This window comes from Enterococcus sp. DIV0421, from assembly GCF_051713745.1.
In the GTDB taxonomy this organism is placed as follows: Bacteria; Bacillota; Bacilli; order Lactobacillales; family Enterococcaceae; genus Enterococcus_D; species Enterococcus_D casseliflavus.
The window spans coordinates 608,585-631,624 of record NZ_JBIOQM010000002.1 but is presented as its reverse complement, the minus strand read 5'-3'; the positions used below and the strand labels follow the sequence as shown (position 1 = coordinate 631,624).

24 protein-coding genes, 1 tRNA gene and 1 other annotated feature are annotated in these 23,040 nt (G+C 44.0%); of the genes, 5 read left to right on the top strand and 20 right to left on the bottom strand.

All coding sequences use genetic code 11. The annotated features are described in order from the left end of the window. Positions 1 to 38: 38 nt before the first annotated feature. The 15 genes from IGI96_RS14055 to rplU form a co-directional block, all read right to left on the bottom strand. Positions 39 to 950 (bottom strand): PTS system mannose/fructose/sorbose family transporter subunit IID, encoded by a 912-nt coding sequence (locus IGI96_RS14055; protein ID WP_005225765.1) that lies wholly within the window; start codon positions 948 to 950, stop codon positions 39 to 41. 20 nt (positions 951 to 970) lie between these two features. Beyond that, positions 971 to 1,774, bottom strand: a complete 804-nt coding sequence (locus tag IGI96_RS14050) for a PTS mannose/fructose/sorbose transporter subunit IIC (RefSeq protein WP_005225764.1) — start codon at positions 1,772 to 1,774, stop codon at positions 971 to 973. A gap of 30 nt (positions 1,775 to 1,804) precedes the next feature. Next, the gene (locus IGI96_RS14045) at positions 1,805 to 2,797 is read right to left on the bottom strand and encodes a mannose/fructose/sorbose PTS transporter subunit IIA (RefSeq protein ID WP_005225763.1); all 993 of its coding nucleotides are present in this window, start codon (positions 2,795 to 2,797) and stop codon (positions 1,805 to 1,807) included. 69 nt (positions 2,798 to 2,866) lie between these two features. Next, on the bottom strand, positions 2,867 to 3,361 hold the full coding sequence (locus IGI96_RS14040; RefSeq protein WP_026008065.1) for a PTS system mannose/fructose/N-acetylgalactosamine-transporter subunit IIB: 495 nt from the start codon (positions 3,359 to 3,361) through the stop codon (positions 2,867 to 2,869). 229 nt (positions 3,362 to 3,590) lie between these two features. Continuing rightward, positions 3,591 to 6,365, bottom strand: a complete 2,775-nt coding sequence (locus IGI96_RS14035; protein ID WP_060792504.1) for a sigma-54-dependent transcriptional regulator — start codon at positions 6,363 to 6,365, stop codon at positions 3,591 to 3,593. A gap of 230 nt (positions 6,366 to 6,595) precedes the next feature. After that, positions 6,596 to 7,129 (bottom strand): GNAT family N-acetyltransferase, encoded by a 534-nt coding sequence (locus IGI96_RS14030; RefSeq protein WP_375838617.1) that lies wholly within the window; start codon positions 7,127 to 7,129, stop codon positions 6,596 to 6,598. A 96-nt stretch (positions 7,130 to 7,225) separates the two neighbouring features. Further along, positions 7,226 to 8,134 carry a diacylglycerol/lipid kinase family protein gene (locus tag IGI96_RS14025; RefSeq protein ID WP_086338354.1) on the bottom strand — a complete coding sequence of 303 codons (909 nt, stop codon included), beginning with the start codon at positions 8,132 to 8,134 and terminating at the stop codon, positions 7,226 to 7,228. Positions 8,135 to 8,279: 145 nt separating this feature from the next. Continuing rightward, positions 8,280 to 9,071 (bottom strand): phosphonate ABC transporter, permease protein PhnE, encoded by a 792-nt coding sequence (gene phnE, locus IGI96_RS14020; RefSeq protein ID WP_081357329.1) that lies wholly within the window; start codon positions 9,069 to 9,071, stop codon positions 8,280 to 8,282. After that, positions 9,068 to 9,850, bottom strand: a complete 783-nt coding sequence (gene phnE, locus IGI96_RS14015; protein ID WP_005235330.1) for a phosphonate ABC transporter, permease protein PhnE — start codon at positions 9,848 to 9,850, stop codon at positions 9,068 to 9,070. Before phnE (IGI96_RS14015) ends, phnE (IGI96_RS14020) begins: the two co-directional genes overlap by 4 nt. Then, positions 9,847 to 10,635, bottom strand: a complete 789-nt coding sequence (gene phnC, locus IGI96_RS14010; RefSeq protein ID WP_005225755.1) for a phosphonate ABC transporter ATP-binding protein — start codon at positions 10,633 to 10,635, stop codon at positions 9,847 to 9,849. The genes phnE (IGI96_RS14015) and phnC overlap by 4 nt, the downstream gene beginning before the upstream one ends. 95 nt (positions 10,636 to 10,730) lie before the next feature. Further along, positions 10,731 to 11,666, bottom strand: coding sequence for a phosphate/phosphite/phosphonate ABC transporter substrate-binding protein (gene phnD, locus IGI96_RS14005; RefSeq protein ID WP_015509497.1), 936 nt, complete (start codon positions 11,664 to 11,666; stop codon positions 10,731 to 10,733). A 460-nt stretch (positions 11,667 to 12,126) separates the two neighbouring features. After that, positions 12,127 to 12,591 carry a GNAT family N-acetyltransferase gene (locus IGI96_RS14000; protein WP_016610308.1) on the bottom strand — a complete coding sequence of 155 codons (465 nt, stop codon included), beginning with the start codon at positions 12,589 to 12,591 and terminating at the stop codon, positions 12,127 to 12,129. A 110-nt stretch (positions 12,592 to 12,701) separates the two neighbouring features. Further along, on the bottom strand, positions 12,702 to 12,995 hold the full coding sequence (gene rpmA / locus IGI96_RS13995) for a 50S ribosomal protein L27 (protein ID WP_003126181.1): 294 nt from the start codon (positions 12,993 to 12,995) through the stop codon (positions 12,702 to 12,704). 12 nt (positions 12,996 to 13,007) lie between these two features. Then, entirely contained in the window at positions 13,008 to 13,352 is a 345-nt protein-coding gene (locus tag IGI96_RS13990; RefSeq protein ID WP_005225752.1) for a ribosomal-processing cysteine protease Prp, read from the bottom strand. 26 nt (positions 13,353 to 13,378) lie between these two features. Then, the gene (gene rplU / locus IGI96_RS13985) at positions 13,379 to 13,687 is read right to left on the bottom strand and encodes a 50S ribosomal protein L21 (protein WP_005225751.1); all 309 of its coding nucleotides are present in this window, start codon (positions 13,685 to 13,687) and stop codon (positions 13,379 to 13,381) included. A 19-nt stretch (positions 13,688 to 13,706) separates the two neighbouring features. Beyond that, positions 13,707 to 13,777: a sequence feature (ribosomal protein L21 leader region), on the bottom strand. Positions 13,778 to 13,946: 169 nt separating this feature from the next. Here rplU and IGI96_RS13980 point away from each other — a divergent pair. Then, positions 13,947 to 14,600, top strand: a complete 654-nt coding sequence (locus IGI96_RS13980; RefSeq protein ID WP_010747984.1) for a uracil-DNA glycosylase — start codon at positions 13,947 to 13,949, stop codon at positions 14,598 to 14,600. Between the two features lie 17 nt (positions 14,601 to 14,617). On the opposite strand, the gene leuD is transcribed toward IGI96_RS13980, so the two are convergent. From leuD to IGI96_RS13960, 4 genes are read right to left on the bottom strand one after another with little or no spacing between them, the layout of a single operon-like run. After that, on the bottom strand, positions 14,618 to 15,205 hold the full coding sequence (gene leuD / locus IGI96_RS13975; protein WP_438785229.1) for a 3-isopropylmalate dehydratase small subunit: 588 nt from the start codon (positions 15,203 to 15,205) through the stop codon (positions 14,618 to 14,620). Further along, positions 15,205 to 16,587 (bottom strand): 3-isopropylmalate dehydratase large subunit, encoded by a 1,383-nt coding sequence (gene leuC / locus IGI96_RS13970; protein ID WP_086338356.1) that lies wholly within the window; start codon positions 16,585 to 16,587, stop codon positions 15,205 to 15,207. The genes leuD and leuC overlap by 1 nt, the downstream gene beginning before the upstream one ends. After that, on the bottom strand, positions 16,568 to 17,632 hold the full coding sequence (gene leuB, locus IGI96_RS13965) for a 3-isopropylmalate dehydrogenase (RefSeq protein WP_438785228.1): 1,065 nt from the start codon (positions 17,630 to 17,632) through the stop codon (positions 16,568 to 16,570). Before leuB ends, leuC begins: the two co-directional genes overlap by 20 nt. After that, the gene (locus IGI96_RS13960; protein WP_086338358.1) at positions 17,629 to 19,149 is read right to left on the bottom strand and encodes a 2-isopropylmalate synthase; all 1,521 of its coding nucleotides are present in this window, start codon (positions 19,147 to 19,149) and stop codon (positions 17,629 to 17,631) included. The genes leuB and IGI96_RS13960 overlap by 4 nt, the downstream gene beginning before the upstream one ends. Before the next feature lie 574 nt (positions 19,150 to 19,723). Here IGI96_RS13960 and IGI96_RS13955 point away from each other — a divergent pair. The 3 genes from IGI96_RS13955 (at position 19,724) to IGI96_RS13945 (ending at position 21,405) form a co-directional block, all read left to right on the top strand. After that, positions 19,724 to 20,422, top strand: coding sequence for an O-methyltransferase (locus tag IGI96_RS13955; protein WP_005225745.1), 699 nt, complete (start codon positions 19,724 to 19,726; stop codon positions 20,420 to 20,422). A gap of 145 nt (positions 20,423 to 20,567) precedes the next feature. Beyond that, a tRNA-Arg gene (locus IGI96_RS13950) sits at positions 20,568 to 20,641 on the top strand. Between the two features lie 341 nt (positions 20,642 to 20,982). Continuing rightward, entirely contained in the window at positions 20,983 to 21,405 is a 423-nt protein-coding gene (locus IGI96_RS13945) for an HIT family protein (RefSeq protein ID WP_086338359.1), read from the top strand. Between the two features lie 39 nt (positions 21,406 to 21,444). Here IGI96_RS13945 and IGI96_RS13940 read toward each other — a convergent pair whose 3' ends face one another. Continuing rightward, positions 21,445 to 21,981, bottom strand: a complete 537-nt coding sequence (locus IGI96_RS13940) for an AAA family ATPase (protein ID WP_086338360.1) — start codon at positions 21,979 to 21,981, stop codon at positions 21,445 to 21,447. 114 nt (positions 21,982 to 22,095) lie between these two features. Between IGI96_RS13940 and IGI96_RS13935 the strand changes: the two genes are divergently transcribed. Continuing rightward, positions 22,096 to 22,953 carry a PhzF family phenazine biosynthesis protein gene (locus IGI96_RS13935; protein ID WP_375838620.1) on the top strand — a complete coding sequence of 286 codons (858 nt, stop codon included), beginning with the start codon at positions 22,096 to 22,098 and terminating at the stop codon, positions 22,951 to 22,953. Positions 22,954 to 23,040 lie beyond the last annotated feature (87 nt).

The following is a 23,040-nucleotide window of genomic DNA, read 5'->3' as shown; positions in this document are numbered from 1 at the left end:
GGTACTTGGGTTGCCCCAAGCACCTTTCATTGAAAAGATTATAACAATCCGATCAAGTGTCCACCGATACCGACTAAGAATAGACCGATAATAATGATGATTGGAGAAACTTTTTTCTTCAATAACCACATACATAATAAAGTAAGCAATAGTGCAGCTAGACCAGGAATCAATTGATCCAAGTTGTTTTGCAATGTTGTTACTTTTGTATCAGTCAACGCACGGCCTTCAGCAACTTGTTGGAAGGCTTGTTGCAAACCAGCAGAGCCAGAAGGCAAGTTCGCCCAATCGACATAAGCACCTTCATCAAGCGGTACGCTTGAGACAACTGGCGCAAATGAGATCGATACCCAACGCTGAACGAGTGAACCTAATACGAACATCCCTAAAATTGAAGCACCTTTTGTTACATCTTGCAACAATCCGCCTGAAAGGTCATCAGTGATTTTTGAACCAGCACGATAGCCGAATTCTTGTGTGTACCACATAAATGCCCAACGGATGATGTTCCATGCAACGAAGAAGATGATTGGACCTAAGATGTTTCCAGCTAAAGCAAGAGAAGCACCTAGAGCACCTAACATCGGACGTACAGTAAACCAGAACACAGGGTCACCGACACCGGCTAAAGGACCCATCATCCCAACTTTTACCCCTTGGATCGCTACGTCATCGACAGGCGCGCCATTGGCACGTTCTTCTTCTAAGGCTAATGTTACCCCTAAGATTGGCGATGCGATATATGGGTGAGTGTTAAAGAATTCTAAGTGACGCTTCAATGCAGCGGCACGGTCTTCTTTTGTTTTGTATAATTTTTTGATTGCTGGAATCATTGAGAATGCCCAACCACCATTTTGCATACGTTCATAGTTCCATGAACCTTGAATGAAGGTAGAGCGCCATGCTACGGCTAAACGATCTTTTTTATTTAATTGAATTTTTTCTGCCATTTTTTTCTCCTCCTTCGATTCTAATAGTCATTCAAGATATCGCCTAGAGGGTCGCCAGTGTTGCTGCCGCCGCCTCCATTTGATGATCCGCCCATTTTAGTTAGGTTCAAGTAGATCAATGCGATTGCTACTGCCAAAGCACCGATAGCGATCAATGTCAATTGAGAAATAGCTGCGATAACGAAACCGATAATGAAGAATGGCCATACTTCACGAGTTGCCATCATGTTGATAACCATTGCATAACCAACGGCAACAACCATACCACCACCGATAGCCATACCATCAGTTAACCATGCAGGCATTGATTCTAAGAAGTTTTGAACAGTTGCAGCAGGAATTGCCAACAATGCAGCTGCAGGAATCGCAATACGAACCCCTTGCATACATACAGCGATCACATGCCACATTTCGATTTTACGAATGTTGCCTTCTTCAGCAGCAGCATCCATAAAGTGAACGATTGGCACAGCCAATGTACGAACGATCATTGTCAAGAACAAACCAGCAACAGCTAGAGGGATCGCAACGGCAATCGCTGTATCAACACCAGCAGTTCCTTGTCCACCTAAAACTAAAATAATTGCAGATGCAACAGACGCCAATGCAGCATCAGGTGCAACAGCGGCACCGATATTTGCCCATCCAAGTGCGATCATTTGTAATGATCCGCCCAAAATGATACATGCTTCCAAATTACCGGTCACTAAACCGATCAAAGTACACGCGACTAGCGGTTGATGGAATTGGAATTCATCCAAGATTCCTTCCATACCAGCTAAAAAGGCAACGAGTACTACTAATACCATAGATATAATAGTCATGATAGACCTCCTATTTAGTTGAATACGTTTCTATTTATTCGCCAATTCATTTTTGGCTTTGCGTAAGATTTCGTCCATGTTGTCTCGAGAGTCATTTGGCACTTTACGTACATCAAATTTGATGCCGCGTCCTTTTAGATCTTCAAATGTCTTCACATCGTCCGTACCCATCGACAATACTTTACTTACAACAACTTTCCCAACAGAGTGAGCCATTGAACCAACGTTCACTTCAGTGATGTCAACGCCGCCTTCAACTGCACGCAACACATCTTGTGGGTTTTCAAATAATAGTAAAGCTTTCGTATTCCCGAAACGAGGGTCTTTAGAAACTTCGATCATTTTATCCACTGGAATGACGTTCGCTTTTACTCCTGGAGGAGCTGCTTGTTCGATCAGTTTTTTACGCAAATCATCTTTTGCCACTGCATCAGAAACAACGATGATCCGAGATGGATTAACTGATTTTGTCCAAGCTGTAGCGACTTGACCATGTAGCAAACGAGAATCCACACGCGCAAGCACGATTTTGATCTTGCCATCGCCTAGAACAGTTCCCGGAGGAAGTGATCCTTTAGGTTGATCGTCTTGCACAGCTTTTGGTGCTGTCGCTTCTTCTGGTTCAAGCTCTTCTGGTTTGACCTTAACCCCTTCTTTAGCTGTTTCAACGATGTGCGCAGCGATTTCATGCGCAGTGTTCATTGAAAAACGTGAAGCATAGGCTTCGATCACCATTGGTAAATTCATACCAGCAACGATTGCCCATTTGTCTTTGTGATCTTCAAACAAGCTGTTTGCTTGGTTGAAAGGAGTACCACCCCAAAGATCAACTAAGAATAATACTTCTTCTTGATCGTCAAATGTAGCAATTGCTTCTTGCATTTTTGCCTTGATGTCATCTGGACCTTCACTTGGCATCAATGTAACAGCTTTAACATTTTCTTGTTCGCCGAAGATCATTGAACCAGATTGCAAAATGCCGTTAGCAAATTCTCCATGACTTGCTAGGATAATTCCTACCATCTTTTTACCTCCTATATCAAAATTGAAAAATGTGACACGAATACGAAAGAAAAAACAACATCGAAAAAATTAAGGGTGACTACCTTCTTTTTCCAAAATATCCTTCAAAAAGATTTTACGATCAGCTGGAACTTTGCGTATCTCTACTTCTATGCCTTGATTTTGCAAATAAAGCAGCGAAGCAAGATCTTGATCATTGACTGACACGAAATTAGTGATCATCCGTTTTCCCATTGAAAAGCTCATGCCGCCGATATTGACGGAACGAATGTCAATGCCTCCTTTGACCAGAGTCACGACATCTTGAGGGTTGGTAAATAATAACATGACTTTTTGCGTATTAAATAATGTGTTATGCGCCACCTCAAGCATTTTTGCTACTGTCACCACATTGGATTTGATTCCTGGTGGAGCAGCTTCTTTCAAGAGAAACTTCCGTAATTGGTCATTTGCGACCTCATCACTGACCACGATGATTCGATTGATACCAGTCATTTTCGACCAAGCTGTGGCGACCTGACCATGAATCAACCGATCGTCGATTCGGGCAAGACGTATATCCATTCCCATTGTGCAAGCCTCCTACATCCATCGATCCGCTTTTCATATTGAGGATCTGTTCTTTTTTCAATCACCTCCTGTATCCACTTATATAGAAGCAAGAAGCGTGCCAAGTTTTTTCGATACACTATTCTTGAAAAAACCTTAAGAATCAGCATTCGGACAATACACTAAAAAAGATACACTAAAAAATACTGTATCTTTTTTAGTGTATCTGTATTATTTGCAGGATTTAAAAATACATTTCTTTTTCGTGATGGTTTTTGATCAACTCCAGCAGGTAATACTCTTCTGTCTTCGGCACTTCGATATTCATCAAGCGCGAAAATGATTGGACATGCACATGCAATTGGCCGTAAAGAGGATTCTCCTCCATCGCTGCTAAATCAATTTCAGAAACAGTCAATGGTTGACGCAATAAGATCCGCTCCAGCATACCTGCGCCATGCATCACAAAATTGATCTGAAAGCCTTGCTGCGCCCCTACCAAATCCAAATCGTGAATGATCTCTTCGCCAAATTTCCACAACGGCTCTACCACTTTTTTCGCATTGATATAGGTAAAGTTTTCCTCTAAATACCGAACACAGATTTCCTTTGCCTGCCGATCATCTAGCTGCACTTCATCTTCAAAACTCAAATCGTTTTCCAATAGGATATCATCCAACAAAAGATCAACATCTTGGTCGATAAAACGTTCTAATGAAATAAACGGTGCATCGATATGCGGATCAATGATCCCCGTTGCGGCAATCAGCCGGTAGCGCTGTTGAATCTGATCCAAGTCCGTTCTCAGATCCGCCACCGATAAGGTCACTACGTCAACATTTTGATTTTGGCGTTTCGACAATGAGCTTTGGATCAATTCTTTGATGCGCTGCGCTGTCCCTTTTCCCGAAGCGCAGACCGCTAGAATCGCTTTAGGGTGGTGGTTTTGTGTCACTGGTTCTTCCACAGTGACCGCTCCGTATCCGCGGAACTTCCGTAATGAATCATAGAGCTGATCGAGGTCCGTGCCGATCACTGATGCTTTACGGACCGTCTCAAGGACGATGGAGGTAGTCACCATATCGACTGTTCGAACAGCCACACCCGTTTCTCGCTGGATTTCATTATTAAAGGTCGCTAAGGACCCCATATCGACTAAGAGGATCACCCCACTGCCGTCATTGACTGCTCGTACACTATCCACGATTTTTTTCAACGCCACAGCCGGTGGCATATCTAATGGCATGTCCACCGCTGTCACTTGATCGACTTCCAACAGCTGCTTGACGACTTGTACCATACTACTAGCCGTACTGTTGCCGTGAGCTGCCACAACGACACCAATTTTCCCAGAGGAATGTGTCGTACGCAGTGAAACCAATAGAACTGCCAAGTAATAGGATTCACTTTCAGGAATCGCCACGTGAAAGCTGTCGCCGATGAAGTCGCGGACTTCTTTGGCAACTTCGAATTCTTGGGGGTAATCCGCCACCATTTGACGAATGTTGTCGTTGGTTTGCCGTTCTTCTCCCAGATGGATCTTTTTCAAAAAAGAACTGATGTGCAGACTCATCGCGTAAATAAAGTTTTGCTGGAAATCGTAATTTAAGCGTTTCCGAACCATCTCATAAATTTGATTTGTTACACTGATCACTTTCTGATCGACAAATTCACTTAGTTTATTGACAGAATTAAAAGAGAAGCCGTGATCTTTATAAAAAGATTTCAAATGAACATTGATATCGGTTGAGATAAAATGATTGATTGCTTCTTGATCCAAACCATCTGCTTTTAATAAGGCTGCTTTATCCCCGATGATATCGTAGAGATTGTAAGGCAATTCATAGGAATCTGATTGAATATTGTTTAAGTTTTGATTCGGTTGAATGCTGATCTTCGGTTCAAGGATTTTAGAAAGCTCCGCCAGCTCATTGCGGCGATTCCCCAAAACGATCAATCCTGAACGAATCCCTTCTGGCAAATCGATCAAATCGATCTCAATCTCATCTTGTTGCATATGATTCAAAAAGCCCCGTGCACAGACGAGTTGGACATTGGATTTCAATTGACCGATATTCCCAAAACTGACACTGCCGATCAACGCTTTGACTACATCTTCTGTCAAGGTGATCGTCCGCTGAATACGGGACGCCTCTTGCCCGACTAACACCCGAACGAGATCGACTTTTTCTGATGCGGGTCGTTTCTCAAAGAAGGGCAGTTGAATATTGATAGGAATGCGTCGGGTAAAGGTATCTAATAGCGTTGAGTTGGGGTCTTCGGTAGTCGCTCCAACGATTCGGACATTCGCTTGATGATTTTTGCCCGTTTCCCCTAAACGACTAAACGTTCCATGGTCCATAAAGTAAAAAATCATTTCTTGCCCTTCTGGCGGTAATCGATGGATCTCATCGAGAAACAACATACTCTCATCCGCTTGATCAATAATACCGATCTTCTCTTGATCGGCACCCGTAAAGGCCCCCCGTACATAACCAAACAAATGGCTCATCAAAAGCTCTGGGTTATTTGCATAGTCGGCACAGTTAAAGACGATCAATTCTTTGTCATCGGCAATTACTTGATTGCTTTTGGCAAACTGAAACATTGCATGGGCAAAGTAGGTTTTCCCAGAACCAGTAGGCCCTGTGATCAAGCAGTTTAGCCCTTTTGGCGGATACAAGATCGCTGCTTTCGCCTGCTCAACGGCATTTTTCATACTTCCGTTGGCACCGATGATCGTCGCAAAAATATCTCGGTCAGAGGGTTTTCCTTGTACCCGTTGAGGGAAGGCTTTTTCTCTTTGCGGGCGACTTTCTTTGTAGCTTGGCACATACTTTTCCCTACTGCTGGGATCGACCCCTGCCGCCCAGTAGCGAACAGGCCGCGAGTCGCTTTTTTCGACGCGCCCTTCTTTGACAAGCTTATTTAAATCCTTACTGGCATTACTGCGCTGAATGGCTAAATGATCGGCAACTTCTGAAGTAGACAACCCTTTCTTTTCCCCTAAGCCGCTCATCGTATTTTCGACGATATATTGATAAATCCGTTCGATTCGCTTGCCCAACAGCTTCGCCTCCTTGTTTTTTCCACTTGAATACTTTACTCATTTTTCTATAAAAAAGCAACTTTTTTTCCGCACAGAAAAAGCAAAATACTTTGTTCGAAAGAGCAATAGAACGTCCTATCACATGCTACTCTCAGCATAAAGCATTTTGCCAAAAAAAGATATTCAAAAGTCAGGATGCGTTAGGCTTTTTCATTGGGAATGAACGCTGGTACCTTCTCAGGAAACCATTGCAGTTTTTTTTGCATCCAAATCACATCGTGCCATTGTTTGAACTTATAGCCGACATGCGCAAAATCAGCAACTTTCCGATACCCAAGCTTCTCATGAAAAGCCTCGCTTTGTTGATTGCCTCCTGTAATGCATGCAGTCAGATTGACCACGTTTTGCGCTTTTAATTTTTCTTCAAGCGCTTGATAAAGAGCGGTGCCGAGCCCTTTTGCTTTGGCATCCGGTGCTAAATAAACGGTTACTTCAACGGTCCAATCGTACGCAGCCCGTTCTTTATAGGCTGACGCATAGGCATAACCGACGATTTCACCAGCCTCTTCTGCAACGAGATATGGGTAGCGTTTCAAGGTCTTGGCGATGCGTTCCGCGAATTCTTGAACCGATGGCACCTCCGTTTCAAAGGTAATCGGTGTATTTTCTACATAATAAGCATAGATTGCTGTCAAGGCTTGGGCATCTGCAATCGTGGCAGAACGTATCGTCATAGAATCCCTTCTTTCAGTAAATTTTTTCCCAGTATACTCTTTCTGAACAAAAAAAACAATCCGCTGTTGACGGATCGTTTCCTAGTTATAAATGATTTAGCGGGCTTTTTCAGCTCCGCAATACACGGTAAGATGTTGTGGCAGTACCGCTACTGTGATTGGCAATTCAGGTCCTGGATCACCATCGACATTTGTTTCGATCGTTGCCCCATCCGCCAAACGAATCGCAGCTTTATCAAAGGTTTGATAGCCAAGAACATCATTTGATTCTGTCACCCCTTTGAGAAGCTCTGGGACACTTTTGACGGTCTCCCAAAGATTCGTATCCTTCAAGTAGATCAGATGCAATTTGCCGTCATCGGTACTCGCTTTAGGCAAAAGAGATTCGAAACCGCCGATCGTATTGGATGACCCAACGATCATCGTACTGCTTTCCACAGCGATCGTCGTTTTTTCGCCATTATTTTCGGCGGTCACTTCAAACGGATGACTTTCATTTTTCCTCACTTCCCGTAGACCAGAAACAAAATAGGCCATTTTTCCCAGCTTGGTTTTTTCTTCGACCTCTACGTTGTTGATCGCTGCTGGAATCATACCGATCGCCACCACATTGGTAAAATAGTCTTGATTGACCTGACCAATATCGATTTTGCGGGTGTGATCCACTGCAAATGATTCGATGGCTTCCTTAGGATCTAGTGGAATCGCTAATGCTCTGGCTAAATCATTTACTGTTCCCAGCGGGAAGAAACCAAAATTTGGTCGTTTGTCATGAGGGGCTAAGCCATTGACCGCTTCATTGACGGTACCATCACCGCCCATTGCAAAGACACTGTCAAATTCTGCTACCGCTTCAGAGGCAAAACGTGTGGCATCTCCTTCTTTTTCGGTATGTTTGACCACGACTTCTGAAAAAGCTTCCCGCAGCTTTTCTTCTGCCAGCTGCTCATATTCTTGGGCCTGTTCCCCACCAGAGCTTGGATTGACGATCAATAATACTTTCATAAAACAGCCTCCTTGTTTGGGTTCATTTTCTATGAATCCAGTATAACAAGTTTCACGAAACCTGTCTTAAACGACCTCCGCCTATCCGCTACAAAAAAACACAGCCTAATCAGACTGTGTTTTTTCGAGTACTCACTTCATTTTATTAAACCAATCGTTTACGCAAACGCCCAGAAATAAAATCAATGATCGTGACCGTCACCACGATCCCTAATAAAATGATCCCTACACGGCTCCATGAACGCGCATTGATGGCAAAGATCATTGGTGTACCGATCCCACCTGCCCCTACGATCCCTAAGATCGAAGCTGAACGGACAGCCAGTTCAAATCGATACAAGGTAAAAGAAAGAAATTCTGGGATCAGTTGCGGCAATGTCGCAAAGCCTAATACATCCCAGCGGCTTCCTCCCGCACTAATGACGGATTCCGAGGGACCATGGTCCATGTTTTCGATCGCTTCGCTGTAAAGCTTTGCCAGCATCCCAATGGAATGGACACTGACCGCCAAGACACCAGCAAAGGAGCCCGGACCTACCGTTTTGATAAACATGATGGCTAAGACGATTTCTGGAAACGTTCGAATCGCCGTCAGCACGATTTTCCCAAATCCCGATAACCAGCGAGGGCTGTTTTTGCTGCGCGCCGCCCAAAAGGCAAAAGGAATACTTAAAATCGATGACAAAAAGGTCCCAACAAAGGCAATCGCGACGGTTTCGATCATCAGACTGATCAAATCTTCGCCATCACCGGTATAAACATAGCTCCAATCAGGATGGATCAGGCCATAAAAGATCGAGCCGACAATTTGACCGACATTTTCTTTAACGCCAGCAAAAGGCACGCCAGCAAAAGCCCAGATATAAAGGAGGATAACGACTACAGCGATCAGCCAATTCCGTATTTTTTTCTTTTTCGGTTCTGCTGGCAACATCATAATAATCGCTCCCTTAATCTATTACTAATGGTATCAATCACCAAAACAACTGCAAAAATCACTAAGACGATAATCGACGTCTGGTCATAGCGAAATTGGCTTAAAGATCGTTGTAAGAAAACACCGATTCCGCCTGCGCCGATATACCCAAGAATCGTCGATGCCCGCACATTGATCTCAAAGGCATAAAGCAAGTAACTAAGAAAATGACTCATGACTTGCGGTACGACTGCATAGCGGATGATATCAAACTTCGATCCTCCAGAAGCCGTGATCGCTTCGATCGGACCTTCATCAATCGTTTCAATCGATTCATAAAACAATTTGGTGATCATCCCAAAAGAAAACACAGAGATGGAGATCACCCCTGCAACCGGACCAATTCCGACAATGGCAACAAATAAAGCCGCCAGCATCAAATCAGGTACCGTCCGAATGATATTCAAAACAAAACGGAAACAACCACTGATCCAATGATTGGTCATGATATTTCGTGCTGCTAAAAGTGAAAACGGAAAGGCCGCCAGTGCACCAAAGGTTGTGCCGATGATCGCCATTTGGATCGTTTGCAAAATCGGCTCAACAATGATTTTGGCATATGCCCAATCAGGATGAGCCATCTTTTGTAAGATGACATTCATTTGACTGCTATTGCTAAAGAACCGTGCCAAATCAACACCTGAAATAGAGCCGCTAACGAACAATACCACTAAAAAAATGACGAGCCAAAGAACATTTTTCCATAGTCCGCTGCGTTTCGGCAACGTATTTGTCGTCATTGTCCCGCCCCTTCCTGCTCTTCCATGATCTCGCTGCCATAAATCTGTTTTAATCGTTGATCGGTCGCTTCACTGACAGGGCCATCAAAAACCAAGCCTCCGTCTCGCAACCCGATGATCCGCGTGCCATATTCTCTTGCCAATTGGACAGAATGTAAATTGACTACGATGGTGATCCCCAGATCTTGATTGATCCGTTTTAAGTCATTCATGACTTTTTCAGTGGTTAACGGATCCAATGAAGCAACTGGTTCATCCGCTAAAATAATCTTCGGCTCTTGCGTCAACGCACGGGCAATCGAAACCCGCTGCTGCTGACCGCCAGACAATTCATCGGCTCGGGTATAGACTTTTTCTGCTAAATTGACGCGCTGCAGTGATTGATACGCCAACTCTTTGTCCGCTTGCGGAAACAGACCCAGCAGCATTTTGAGCGTGGGATGATAAGCCACCCGCCCCGTTAAGACGTTTCGCAAGACACTCGAACGTTTCACCAAATTGAAGCTTTGGAAAATCATGCCAATGTCTCGACGAATCAAGCGCAGCTCTCTTCCTTTTGCTTTTGTGATCGACTTGTTATCGATTAAAATCTCCCCACTCGTGATCTCGTGCAGTCGATTGATGGAGCGCAGCATCGTCGATTTACCTGCACCGGATAAGCCCACTACGATGACAAATTCCCCTTTTTTGATATCGATGTTCAAGTCCTTCAACCCCAACACCCCATTTGGGTATTGCTTGGTCACATTCTGAAATGAAATAATCGTTTCGTTCTCTAGAGCCATGATTCTCCTACTTTCTTTCCATTAGGTAAAAATTGCTGTCCATTCGAAAAGGGTACCTCAACTACCGGTACCCTCCCGATCTATTCATCTATTAATTATTGTCCGACTTGTTCCGCATACTCTCTTACGATGTCGAAATTGCTGTCTTGTGAAACAACGTATCCTTCATGAGAGTAAATATCAGAGATGATTTGTTTTCCTTCTTCATCTTTTCCGATCGCGATAAAGGCATCTTGGATTTTTTTGTCCCACTCTTCACTCATATCGCTGCGAACACTGATCGTATCGTTCGGAATCGGTTCGGTAAAGTACATTGGTTCTACCTCATCCATGATTTCTGGGTAATCATTTTTGACCGTGTTACGGGCATCTTCAAAAACGAACGCCGCATCAACGTCGCCATTCAAGACAGATAAGACCGCTTGGTCATGGCCTTTGACTTGAACAGTCGTCACATCCGTATTGATATCGATGCCTGCTTTTTTCATTTCTGCTACTGGCCAAACATAACCGGCAGAAGAAGTAACATCTTGCGTGGCAATCGTTTTGCCTTTTAAATCTTCCAACTCTTTGATGTCGCTGCCGCTTTTTACGACGATCATTGAACGATAGCTATCAACCAATTCATCCGTTGATTCGCCACCAGGCTGCTTGATGCCATAACGCTGTGCTTGCAACAGTACTTTAACATTGCTTTGTTCATTTGCTAAAACATAGGCATTCGGCGGTAAAAAGCCGACATCTACTTGTTTCGAAGCCATTGCTTCGACGATTGTATTGTAGTCAGTGGAAACACTTACTGTGACTGGAATCCCCAATTCATCACTTAACAATTGCTCAAGTGGTTTTGCTTTTGCTTCTAATGTTTCTGCTGCTTGTGATGGAACAAATTGAACGGTCAACTTTTCTGGTACATATCCTGCGTCCTCAGCCGCCGAGTCAGTACTTGCTCCACCTGAGCCACATGCCGCCAGCGTAACTGCTGCCACCAAACCTAAACCAAACATTGCCGTTTTCTTCCAAACTTTCATCACTTTTTCTCCTTTTCATTAAAAAAATCGAACTCATGGAATTCCGAACTTTCCTTTTTGATTATAAAAAACCACCGAATTAAAAACAATCTTTTTCGAATTACGAACGTTTTCTTTTTTGAAAATGTTCGTGTTTTGACCGAAATCATTCGTGAGCACATTCTCAATAATCAACGTTTTTCGAAAGTTTCTTTCCATTTGTTCTACTTCCTCAGAGTATCAAATGAATATAAGGTTTGTGTTGTCAACGTGTAAAGATTCTGTTAACAGCAAAAGGAACTTTGTGAACAACAAAGCATGGACATACTCGTCATTCTTACCCCGAGTGCACAAATTTTCTTGAAACGTCTAACCAGAAGATGACCGCACACTTTTTTTTACGAAACAATACAAAAAAAGCAGAGGATTCCCTTAAGAACCTCTGCATTTGACCTCATTCTCTTACTGTAAAAAGAGTCATTTACCCTTGATCCGTTGGCAGCTGCAACAAGAGTACATGCTCGTTTTCAATCATTTCACCCGTCAAAACAAAGCCATTGCGTTCGTAAAGCTTCGTTGCGATCTCGTTGCCATCCACAGCGGAGATCCTTAATTCTTGCGCTTGGATATGGGTTTTGAACCAATCTAACCCAGCAAGAAACGCCTGAGTGCCTAACCCTTGATTTTGGAAATTTTCTGCGATCATAAACCGCTCGATCCACCACGAAGCTTTTGGATAATCCTCATCCGCCTCGTAAAAACTAAATAGGATAAAGCCGACCATTTCCTCACCATTGTATAGGGCAAATGCCTGACGAGGTTCCTCATAGATCGCCTCTAACATTGAGTACCAATTGGGCGCAACAAAGTCTTCTTGCTCCTTCGTTGTCTTCAAATTCATGCACGCACGATAGTTTTCCTTCGTGATTTCTTTTAATTGAATCATTGCTTATCTCCTTATCTAAGCCATTATAAATAACTATTTCGTTAAAACGGTTTCATCGGTGTAAAAAAAAAACACCCAGGTTACTTTTACGTAATCTGGATGTCATTTTCTTATGCTTCTTGCGCTACTGGATAAACAGATACTTGTTTTTTGTCGCGGCCTTTACGTTCGAAACGAACAACGCCATCAACTTTTGCAAACAATGTATCATCTCCACCGATACCTACGTTTACCCCTGGGTAAATTTTAGTACCGCGTTGGCGATAAAGGATTGATCCGCCTGAAACGGTTTGACCGTCAGCACGTTTCGCACCTAAACGTTTTGATTGAGAGTCACGTCCGTTAGAAGTAGAACCCCCACCTTTTTTGTGAGCGAAGAATTGCAAATTCATTTTCATCAACATGAGATGCACCTCCTAGTTTTCTTTAGTAGTTTTGATTTGGATATAATCGTTGTACTCTTCTTGAACTGATTGCAAGCCGATCAACAAATTTTCTAAAAGAATTTGTGCGATATTCGACTGCTCTTGGGTCAAACGAGAAGGCAGTGTGACTAATAAGTACCCACCATTTTCGTTATCTGCTTCAACTTTTGGCGCAACGCCAGCCAAAGCATCGATCCCATTGACTGCACTGATCGCTAAAGCGGATGCTGCAGCACAGACGATGTCTTTGCCGTATTCTCCTGCTTGTGCGTGTCCAGCTAGTTCAAAAGAAACAATCCGACCAGAGTCATTTCGTTTGAATGTCCCTTTGATCATATTCGTTACCCTGCTTTTCGTAAGAATTAAGCGTTGATCGCGTCAATAACAACTTTTGTGTAAGGTTGACGGTGACCTTGTTTACGGTGTGAATGTTTTTTAGGTTTGTATTTGAAAGTTACGACTTTCTTTTGTTTGCCGTGTTTTTCAACAGTCCCTTCAACAGTTGCTCCTGCAACGATTGGGGCACCCACTTTTGTTGATTCGCCACCTACTAAGATAACTTCATCAAAAGTAACCTTTTGTCCAGCTTCAACGTCTAATTTTTCAACGTAGATTGCTTGACCCACTTCAACTTTTACTTGTTTCCCACCAGTTTTGATAATTGCGTACATGCTCTACAGCACCTCCTTATAATATACTTAGACTCGCCATCCCAAGTGACTTTCGTACTTACTACTTGTTCTGTGCGGTTGTAGCTGTGGAGTCCACAATTACAACAGATTAACTTTATCAAAATGTTTTCCTAAAGTCAATCACTAATTAAGGAAAAGACAGAATTCTTTTGCTACTAGTCATTTCCTTTTGTGCATTTTTTGTTTTCTATTACTATAGAAGAAAGAGAACAAGTGAAACAGAATTGGAGGAGTTTTCATGCAATACCCCAAAGAATTAGCCACTGCCGTTCAACAGGCGTCCCGCAGTTATCCGTTGGAAGGATTTGTTCCCGGTCAAGGACCGCTGCAGCCCAAATTGATGATCGTTGGGGAAGCCCCTGGTCGAACCGAAATCGAGAATTTTATTCCTTTTAGCGGACAAGCAGGAAAAGAATTGATGAAATCGTTGGCTTTAGCCGGTTTGACCCGTGAGGATGTCTACATCACCAGCGCTGTCCGCAGCCGCCCATACTCCGTCAAAGAACGAATCAACAAACGCAGCGGTGCCCATGAGATCGTCCATCCCAATCGGACACCTACCAAAAAAGAAGTCTTGCTACACGCACCGCTGCTTGACTACGAGTTGTCCGTTGTAGATCCGCCCGTCATTGCAACTGTTGGCAATATCGGACTGCAGCGATTATTAGGCAACGCCTATTATATCAAAGATCACCATGGCGAAGTGATCCGTTCCAAAATACAAGAAAGCAATCCAACAAAAGATGGCTATCAATGGTCGGAAAAAGAATATTTGATCGTGCCGATGTATCATCCCGCTGCGATCTTTTACAATCGAACGTTGACTCCGCAAATCGAAGCTGATTGGCGAGGGTTAAGAAACATTCTCTCACAAATACCAGCCGACGAATAACGACCAGTCCCCTAGCCCTACTGCCAATACGCTGGAATCGTCTGCTCATAGGCGGTGATTTTCGCCTCTTCCTGCAACGTGATACTGATCTCATCGAGACCGTGGATCAATTTATGTTTCCAGGTAGCATCGATTGCAAAGAAATGCTCCTCCCCAGCAACGATCACACATTGCCTCGGCAAGTCGATGCTGATGTTTTCAGAAGCAGGCAGCGAGGCGATCCTTTGGCGAACATCCAATGGCAGCTCGATGGGCAGCAGCCCGTTTTTGGTGGCATTCATATAGAAAATATCACCGAAGCTGCCAGCAATCACGGCTTTAAAGTCGTAATCCAACAGCGCCCATGCCGCGTGCTCTCGAGAAGAGCCAGAACCAAAATTATCACCAGTGACGAGGACTTGAGCGGTCTGATATGCTGGATCATTCAAGATAAATGCTGGATTAGGCTTGCGTTGCGGCAAATAGCGCCAATCGTCAAATAAAAATTCGCCAAAACCCGTTTTTTCAACGCGCTTCAAATAATTTTTCGGTAGGATTTGATCGGTATCGATATTGTCATTCATCAAAGGTAAAGTCGTACCTTCAAATTGCGTAAAAGCTTCCATTAACCCACACCTCCAACCACTTCTCGTACATCGACAAAGCGCCCATGAATCGCAGCTGCAGCCGCCATCGCTGGACTACAGAGGTGCGTCCGCGCGTTTTTCCCTTGCCGTCCAACAAAATTGCGGTTTGATGTGGAGGCACAATGGACGCCTTCTGGTACTTTATCAGGATTCATTCCTAAGCACATGGAACAGCCAGGCTCCCGCCATTCAAAACCAGCGTCAATAAAGACTTTGTCTAAACCGATCGCTTCCGCTGCTTTACGAACAGGGCGTGAACCAGGAACGATAATACCAGTGACCCCTTCTTTGATAGTTTGCCCTTTCAAAATCGCCGCTGCCTCTTGCAGATCAGACAACCGACCATTGGTACACGATCCAATAAAAATGTATTCAATGGGGATATCAGCAGCTGTCTGTCCAGGTTGCAGCGCCATATATTCATAGGCTTGCTGATCATTGTGATCCCGCACTTCAGGAAACGCTTCGCTGACTGGTACCCCCATTTCTGGATTGGTTCCCCAAGTGATATAGGGTTCTAAGGTTGTTGCGTCTAGGGTGATCAGGGCATCATAGTTGGCATCTTCATCGGTATAAAGGCTTTGCCAATCAGCCACCGCACTGGCAAACGCTTGTGGCGCAAAGCGTCGATCCTTCACATAAGCAAAGGTCGTTTCATCAGGTGCGATCAAGCCCATTTTCGCCCCACCTTCGATCGACATATTGCAAATGGTCATGCGTTCTTCCATCGTCAGGCTACGGATCGTTTCGCCAAAGAATTCTACGGCATAGCCACCACCAAAATCAGTGCCATGCGTCGCGATCAATGCCAAAATAATATCTTTGGCGTACACTCCCGGCTGCAGGTGACCGGTAATCTCAACTCCCATGCGTTTCGGTTTTGTCTGCCAAATCGTCTGTGTCGCAAAGACATGCTCCACTTCACTCGTACCGATCCCAAACGCGATCGCACCGAAAGCACCATGGGTGGCAGTGTGGGAATCCCCGCAAACGATCGTTTTCCCTGGTTGGGTCAAGCCAACTTCTGGGCCAACCATGTGGACGATTCCTTGGTTGGCAGAGCCATTGTCACACAATTCGATCCCAAAATCACGACAGTTTTTACGTAACGTGTCCATTTGCTTTTTTGCAACCAGATCAGTGATGGTAAAAATATCTTTGGTAGGCACGTTGTGATCCATCGTTGCTAAGGTTTTTTCGGGACAACGGACGGTCCGTCCCGCTTGCCGTAATCCTTCGAAGGCTTGCGGTGTCGTCACTTCATGGATCATATGCAGATCGACATAAAGCAACTGCGCTTGTCCTTCTTCTCCTGTGATCACATGCCGATCCCATAGTTTATCAAACAACGTTTTCCCCATAATTGCTCACTCCTAACTGTGCAATAACCGCTTCTGTAAAGGCAGTTGTCGTTGCTGTACCACCTAGATCACGGGTCAAGATCCCCGCATTCATTACCTCGTAACAAGCACTTTCGATGGTATCCGCCAGCTCTTCCTCTTGAAAGGACTCTCTTAGCATCATGACGACAGATAAAATCATGGAAACCGGATTGGCGCAATTTTGCCCAGCGATATCAGGTGCAGAGCCATGAATCGGTTCATATAAAGAAACCCCTTCTGCGCCATGACTTGCGCTGGGCAGCACCCCTAATGACCCTGGCAAAACCGAGGCTTCATCACTTAAAATGTCGCCAAAGAGATTTTCTGTCACGATTACATCAAAGTCTTTGGGATTTTGGATGATTTTCATAGCAGCGGAATCAACATATTGATGAGTCAACTGACAATCTGGGAATTCCTGTGCCGTTTTTTCCGCTAATCGGCGCCAAAGTCGGCTAGTCGCCAACACATTTGCTTTATCGACAGAGAGAACCCGCTTCTTCCGCGTGCGTGCGATCTCAAAGGCTTTACGCAAAATCCGTCGAATCTCTGCTTGATGATAATGATTGATGTCGTAGGCTTCTTCAGTTTTTTCTCCTTTTTCGCCAAAATAAATACCGCCAGTCAACTCACGAACGATGACAAAATCTGTCCCCCGAAGGATCGCTTCTTTAATGGGAGACAAAGCAATCACCGCATCAACTACTTTGATAGGTCGAATATTGACGTATAGCCCTAACGCTTGACGCAAATTCAAAAGTCCTTTCTCGGGTGTTATCGGTGCGTTTTCCCAAACTGGATCACCAATGGCTCCTAAAAGGATCGCATCCGCCTGCTGGCAAGCTTGTAGTGTTTCTTGCGGCAATGGCTCTCCAGTAAGTGCCAGCGCCGCACCACCAAATGGCCGCTTGTCAAAATGAAAGCGTTGGAGATGGTCTGGACAAGCCGCTTTCAATACCGCAAGCGCACTGGCCATAATTTCTGGTCCGATGCCATCTCCTGCTAAAACCACGATCTTTTTCAAACAAGGACACCTCGATTCTTTAGAGCAGCGCTAGCCTGTACATAGGCTTTGGCTGACGCCTGCAAGACATCAAAGTCTAAGCCGATCCCGCTGATTTTTTCATTGGTTTCCTGACATTCAATAACCACGTGCACTTCCGCTTGCGCATCTTCCCCACTGGTCAAGGCAGTGATCTCATAGTTCAACAACTTCGGCTGTTGCTGGAAAATCTGATCGATCGAGTTGTAGATAGCTTGGATACTGCCTGCGCCAATGGCTGATGCCACTTGTTTTTCTTCGTCTTTGATGATAGAAACCACCGCTCCTTGATGGCCATTGGACACGTATTGCAGCTGAACTGACTCCAACTCGCAGCCATCTTCTTGGCTGCGGCCTTGGTCAGCCACCAACGCTAACAAATCTTGTTCGGTCACTTGCTTTTTCTTATCTGCCAACTCTTTGAAGCGTTTAAACAATTCATTGGTTTCTTCTTGGTCAAACTGGTAGCCCAGCTGCTGCATTTTATCGACAAACGCATGGCGGCCAGAAAGTTTGCCAAGAGGCAGTGAGTTGGTTTGTACGCCTACCAATTGCGGGGTAATGATTTCGTAAGTTTCAGGATTTTTCAAGACGCCATCTTGATGAATCCCAGATTCATGAGCATAGGCATTGCCGCCGACGATCGCTTTGTTTTTCGGTACCGTGATCCCAGACAAACGTGCCACCAGATCGCTGGTGCGTTTTGTTTCGTTTAACTTGATGTTGGAGGTAGCCTGATAGAAATCATTGCGAATATGCAACGCCAGCGCCACTTCTTCTAGTGCGGTATTGCCCGCTCGTTCGCCGATCCCGTTGATCGTTCCTTCCACCCGATCAGCACCATTTTCGATAGCTGCCAGCGCATTGGCTGTCGCCATTCCCAAGTCATCATGACAATGGGAAGAAAAAATGATCGGCTGCTCACTCTTGATATTGGCGATCAAATAGGCAAAAAGCGCACCATATTCCGTAGGATTGGTAAACCCTACTGTATCGGGCACATTGATGATCGTCGCGCCGGCATCAATCGCTGTTTGAACCGCCTCAAGCAAGAAGGCCTTATCGGTGCGGGTGGCATCTTCTGGCGAAAATTGAACTTTTTCAAAGCGTTCACGGGCATAAGCCACATGTTCTTTGATGGAAGCGAGTACTTCTGCTTTCGTCATATTCAACTTGTACTGGCGATGCACCTCACTCGTTGCTAAAAAGACATGGATCTGGGGATCGATGGCTTGATGAAGAGCTTCATAGGCACGATCAATGTCTTTTTTCTGACAACGGGCAAGTCCTGCAACGGTCATTTTCGTCACCGCCCCAGCAATCGCTTGGACTGCTTGAAAATCTCCTTCTGATGCAATCGGAAAGCCTGCTTCGATCGTATCGATCCCCCATTTTTCTAATTGCAGCGCCAGTTGAACCTTCTCTTTCGTATTGAAGTTGACTCCCGGCGTCTGTTCACCGTCTCTCAATGTGGTGTCAAAGAACTGGATTTTTCTCATCACTATTTCCTCCTTGGCAGTGGTAGGGGCACGCTTGGCGCGACCTCATTCAAACAAATTGAAAAAATGGTATAAAAAAAGCACTCCATAAAGGGTTTCCTTCATGCAATGCGAATAGGACTCTTCAAATGATACCTTAAAAAGGCGGGTCATAGAAAAAGAGTCCTTACGATAATAATAATAAAAATGCAGCTGTTTGTTTCAATCGTTTATCCATCGTCGTCACCTATCACTTTTTTTATCTTGTTATGAAGATACCAAACAGCGGGTTCCTCTGTCAACACTTTTCCCTGAATTTTCTGAATATTTCGATAAAAAGTTCGTTTTCGCCCTGATGATGGGTTGCTTTTCTTCCTTGATGAAAATTTAAGCAGAACCTGACGAGATCTTCACAGGATTTTAACCAAACCTCCACATAACACCGTTATGATAGAAATATCCCAAAAATATTTTTCACCCCTTTATCCTGCCAGTCGTATGACTGGTTTTTTTGTTGTTCCAAAGACTCGAAAAGATTGAACTTAAGGTGAGTTATTCGTATAATAAGGGGCAGCGATAAATGAGGAGGATGAAGATGCGCAACGAAATGATGCATCGTCCAGTAGTCAAACCAGAACTAGTGGCGTTTATGCGTGAAAAACAAAAACAATTACCCGGCGAACTTGGTGAAATCGAGCAAGCCGCTCATGAAAAAGAAGTGCCAATCATCCCACATGAAACTGTGGTCTTTTTGCAGTTTTTATTGGGACAGCTTCAGCCAAAAGAAATCCTTGAGATCGGCACAGCGATCGGTTTTTCTTCAAGCTTGATGGCACAATGTGTGAAAGAGGGGCATGTCACAACAATCGATCGCTTTGACGTCATGATCCGCAAAGCCAAAGAAACCTATGCTCGCTTAGGAAATGAAGACAAAATCACGCTATTAGAAGGACAAGCGGCAGATGTCCTGCCTACATTGAGTGGTCCTTATGATTTTATCTTCATGGACAGCGCCAAATCGAAATACATTGAATTTTTACCAGAATGTCTGCGTCTATTACGCAAAGGCGGCGTGTTGATGGTGGATGACGTGTTTCAAGCTGGAACGATTCTACAACCCATCGAAGACATCCCTCGCAACCAGCGAGCGATCCATCGCAAATTGAATCTTTTCTTGGATACCGTGATGAACCATCCTCAGCTGACCTCCACCCTCGTCCCTTTAGGAGATGGCGTGATTCTCATTACGAAAGAAGCAGATAGCGTAATCCTTGAGGAACCTGAGAAAGGTTGAGGGCAGCTGCGCTTCCTTTTTTCAAAGAAAAAATAAGAAAAGGGCGAAAAGAGATTGACATTGCTGCGCCCTTTTTCTATAATGTTATTTGTTGCTGATTGATTTCAACAGCTTAGGCGAAGTGAGCATTCGCTGAAATTTATTTGTTCCAGTAGCTCAGCCGGATAGAGCATTCGCCTTCTAAGCGAACGGTCGGGGGTTCGAATCCCTCCTGGAACGTTATATTATCGTGCATAGCGCTAGCAAGTCGTTAGGAATCTTGATTCCTAGCGATTTTTTTTGACAAATTTTTTAAAAGCCACTTTTTTCAAACGTCACTTTTACCACAAATCAGCAGCACGGTGCTTTTCTTTTGCAAACAACCTATTAACTAATTATCTAAAACATCATTAATTATCACGTATAGTTTTAACTGCTAAATAAATATGATATTATCCTCTCAAAGAGCGGCTTAATTGTAAAGCTCGTTTATGGGTTCCCATAATCCAGTAGCTTCACGTTTTTAGATATTATACTTCTCGAACACAACTAACAAAATTTATTCCATAGGAGGAATTTTGATGGAAGAATGTCCTTTTTGCCGTATCGTCTCTGGAAAAATAAAAAGCCATGTAATCTATGAAGATGACAGTGTTTGCGCCTTCCTTGATCATGCCAAAGACGTGGATTATCATATGCTGGTTATTCCTAAAAAACATTACACCAGTATTTTAGACTGCGACCCCGTTCTTCTTGCTCACCTCATTCAAACGGTTCAAAAAATAGCAGATCATTGTGTCACTCGCTTAGGATTTGATGGGATTAATTTGCTAAGCGCAGCAAATCAAGCAGCGGGTCAATCAGTCCCTCACTTTCATCTTCACTTGATTCCGAGAAAAAAATGTGACGGTATCAATGCGTGGCCCACATTCCATGGAGCAGCGCTCTCTTTAGAGGAAGCAGCGGCATTTTTGACCTTTGAAACAGATAGTAAGGGAGTTTAAACAAAACTCAGTAGACTAAATCTTGCTTAAAAGCGCTTCTTAAAATACTTGATAATACTTTACTTGTTCTGCTAGCTGATCAGCTGGTCGAGCACCATCCAGTACATAGTCGGCTGTTTCAGCAATGATCTGTTCGTGTAAAACAAATAGCTCCCTTGCATAGGAAAGATAAGTATCTGCCCAAATCAAAATCGCTTCTTTTGATTCGTTCGTATAATCCCGGTTAATCTGACGAGCAAAAGCAATATCTAGTGGTGTTTTCAAATAAATCACCGTATCGATCAACTGACGCAAATCTTGGTGCTCATATCCGAAGGGAAAGTCTACAAAAATGATTGGTTGAATGCTCATCGCTCTCTTCAGATCTTTTAGTAGCAGACTGATGTCATATTGATTGATCGCTGCGCGGGGATCTTGTAAAAAATAATCAAAAGATGGTGCTGAGGGCAATGCATCGATACTATAATCATCAAAGGAGATCACTATTCCATCTGCCAATCTACTCAATTCACGAACCAATGTCGTTTTGCCCGACGCTGTAACACCACTGACTACAATTACCTTCCCTTTCTTCATAAAGTCCCTCCTCTGTCGTACCTTCAGTATAACACGCTCAACCAATCCGTTTTCTTATCCTCCCCCTGCAAAAATTATGCTATGCTTGACAAGAATAAAGAAAGCAGGTGTCCTATGGAGATAACGGCATATATCGCAAGCGGGTTTAGTAAAAATCAAACAGGTGGCAACAAGGCTGGAGTCGTTTTGCTGGAACAGCCCCTTACACCACAACAAAAGTTAGCCATCGCAAAAGAGTTAGGCTTTTCAGAAACAGCTTTTTTATCGAAATCCCCGCAGGCCGATTTCAGATTTGACTATTTTACGCCAAAAGAAGAAGTTGACTTATGCGGACATGCAACAATTGCCTCCTTTGCTCTATTGTCATATTTGAACAAACTTTCCAAGCCACAGTATCGCATCGACACCAACGCCGGACGTTTGTCGATCACCATCAAAGACGGTGTCATTTTCATGGAACAGAACAAACCGCTGTTTTCAGATGTCCTTTCACTAGAACAATTAGCTGACTGTTTCGATACCAATGCTATCAACGATCAAATTCCTATTCAAATCGTTTCTACTGGATTAAAGGATATCCTTGTTCCAATCAAAACAACGGCCCAGTTGCAGCATATTGTACCTGATTTTGAGGAAATAAAAAAAGTAAGTGCGCTGCAACAAGTAGTTGGCATGCACTTATATGCAATGGAAAAAGAACGAATCGTTTGCCGTAACTTTGCCCCGTTGTTTGACATCAATGAAGAATCTGCCACAGGAACTTCCAATGCCGCTTTGGCTTGCTTCTTGTATCAAAAGTGTGCTCTCGAAAAAGAAGTGTATCGCTTTGAGCAAGGCAGCAACTTAGGTGAACCTTCTGAAATCTTTGTTAAACTCGCTACGAACTCACAAAAGGAAATCCAACGTGTTTACGTTGGGGGCAGAGGGCATTTTTGCGAGACAGTCACCATCGACACCGATACACTGGCATAATCACAACAATTTAGGCTGATCTTCCATCAGCCTTTTTTTTCTCTTCACACAGCGTGTTCTTTTTCCATAGCAGCCCATCAGTATCTC

Excerpts from the sequence above, each read along its gene's own strand:
- IGI96_RS14035 (WP_060792504.1), bottom strand. The coding sequence starts at position 6,365 with ATGAGCGGCTTAGGGGAAAAGAAAGGGTTGTCTACTTCAGAAGTTGCC.
- IGI96_RS13960 (WP_086338358.1), bottom strand. The coding sequence starts at position 19,149 with ATGAGAAAAATCCAGTTCTTTGACACCACATTGAGAGACGGTGAACAG.
- IGI96_RS13945 (WP_086338359.1), top strand. The coding sequence starts at position 20,983 with ATGGAAGAATGTCCTTTTTGCCGTATCGTCTCTGGAAAAATAAAAAGC.
- leuD (WP_438785229.1), bottom strand. The coding sequence starts at position 15,205 with ATGGAAGCTTTTACGCAATTTGAAGGTACGACTTTACCTTTGATGAAT.
- IGI96_RS13935 (WP_375838620.1), top strand. The coding sequence starts at position 22,096 with ATGGAGATAACGGCATATATCGCAAGCGGGTTTAGTAAAAATCAAACA.
- IGI96_RS14030 (WP_375838617.1), bottom strand. The coding sequence starts at position 7,129 with ATGACGATACGTTCTGCCACGATTGCAGATGCCCAAGCCTTGACAGCA.
- rplU (WP_005225751.1), bottom strand. The coding sequence starts at position 13,687 with ATGTACGCAATTATCAAAACTGGTGGGAAACAAGTAAAAGTTGAAGTG.
- IGI96_RS14000 (WP_016610308.1), bottom strand. The coding sequence starts at position 12,591 with ATGATTCAATTAAAAGAAATCACGAAGGAAAACTATCGTGCGTGCATG.
- IGI96_RS14045 (WP_005225763.1), bottom strand. The coding sequence starts at position 2,797 with ATGGTAGGAATTATCCTAGCAAGTCATGGAGAATTTGCTAACGGCATT.
- IGI96_RS13940 (WP_086338360.1), bottom strand. The coding sequence starts at position 21,981 with ATGAAGAAAGGGAAGGTAATTGTAGTCAGTGGTGTTACAGCGTCGGGC.
- IGI96_RS13980 (WP_010747984.1), top strand. The coding sequence starts at position 13,947 with ATGCAATACCCCAAAGAATTAGCCACTGCCGTTCAACAGGCGTCCCGC.
- phnC (WP_005225755.1), bottom strand. The coding sequence starts at position 10,635 with ATGGCTCTAGAGAACGAAACGATTATTTCATTTCAGAATGTGACCAAG.
- phnD (WP_015509497.1), bottom strand. The coding sequence starts at position 11,666 with ATGAAAGTTTGGAAGAAAACGGCAATGTTTGGTTTAGGTTTGGTGGCA.
- IGI96_RS14055 (WP_005225765.1), bottom strand. The coding sequence starts at position 950 with ATGGCAGAAAAAATTCAATTAAATAAAAAAGATCGTTTAGCCGTAGCA.
- rpmA (WP_003126181.1), bottom strand. The coding sequence starts at position 12,995 with ATGTTGATGAAAATGAATTTGCAATTCTTCGCTCACAAAAAAGGTGGG.
- phnE (WP_081357329.1), bottom strand. The coding sequence starts at position 9,071 with ATGATGTTGCCAGCAGAACCGAAAAAGAAAAAAATACGGAATTGGCTG.
- IGI96_RS14025 (WP_086338354.1), bottom strand. The coding sequence starts at position 8,134 with ATGAAAGTATTATTGATCGTCAATCCAAGCTCTGGTGGGGAACAGGCC.
- phnE (WP_005235330.1), bottom strand. The coding sequence starts at position 9,850 with ATGACGACAAATACGTTGCCGAAACGCAGCGGACTATGGAAAAATGTT.
- IGI96_RS13955 (WP_005225745.1), top strand. The coding sequence starts at position 19,724 with ATGCGCAACGAAATGATGCATCGTCCAGTAGTCAAACCAGAACTAGTG.
- IGI96_RS13990 (WP_005225752.1), bottom strand. The coding sequence starts at position 13,352 with ATGATCAAAGGGACATTCAAACGAAATGACTCTGGTCGGATTGTTTCT.
- IGI96_RS14050 (WP_005225764.1), bottom strand. The coding sequence starts at position 1,774 with ATGACTATTATATCTATGGTATTAGTAGTACTCGTTGCCTTTTTAGCT.
- leuC (WP_086338356.1), bottom strand. The coding sequence starts at position 16,587 with ATGGGGAAAACGTTGTTTGATAAACTATGGGATCGGCATGTGATCACA.
- IGI96_RS14040 (WP_026008065.1), bottom strand. The coding sequence starts at position 3,361 with ATGGATATACGTCTTGCCCGAATCGACGATCGGTTGATTCATGGTCAG.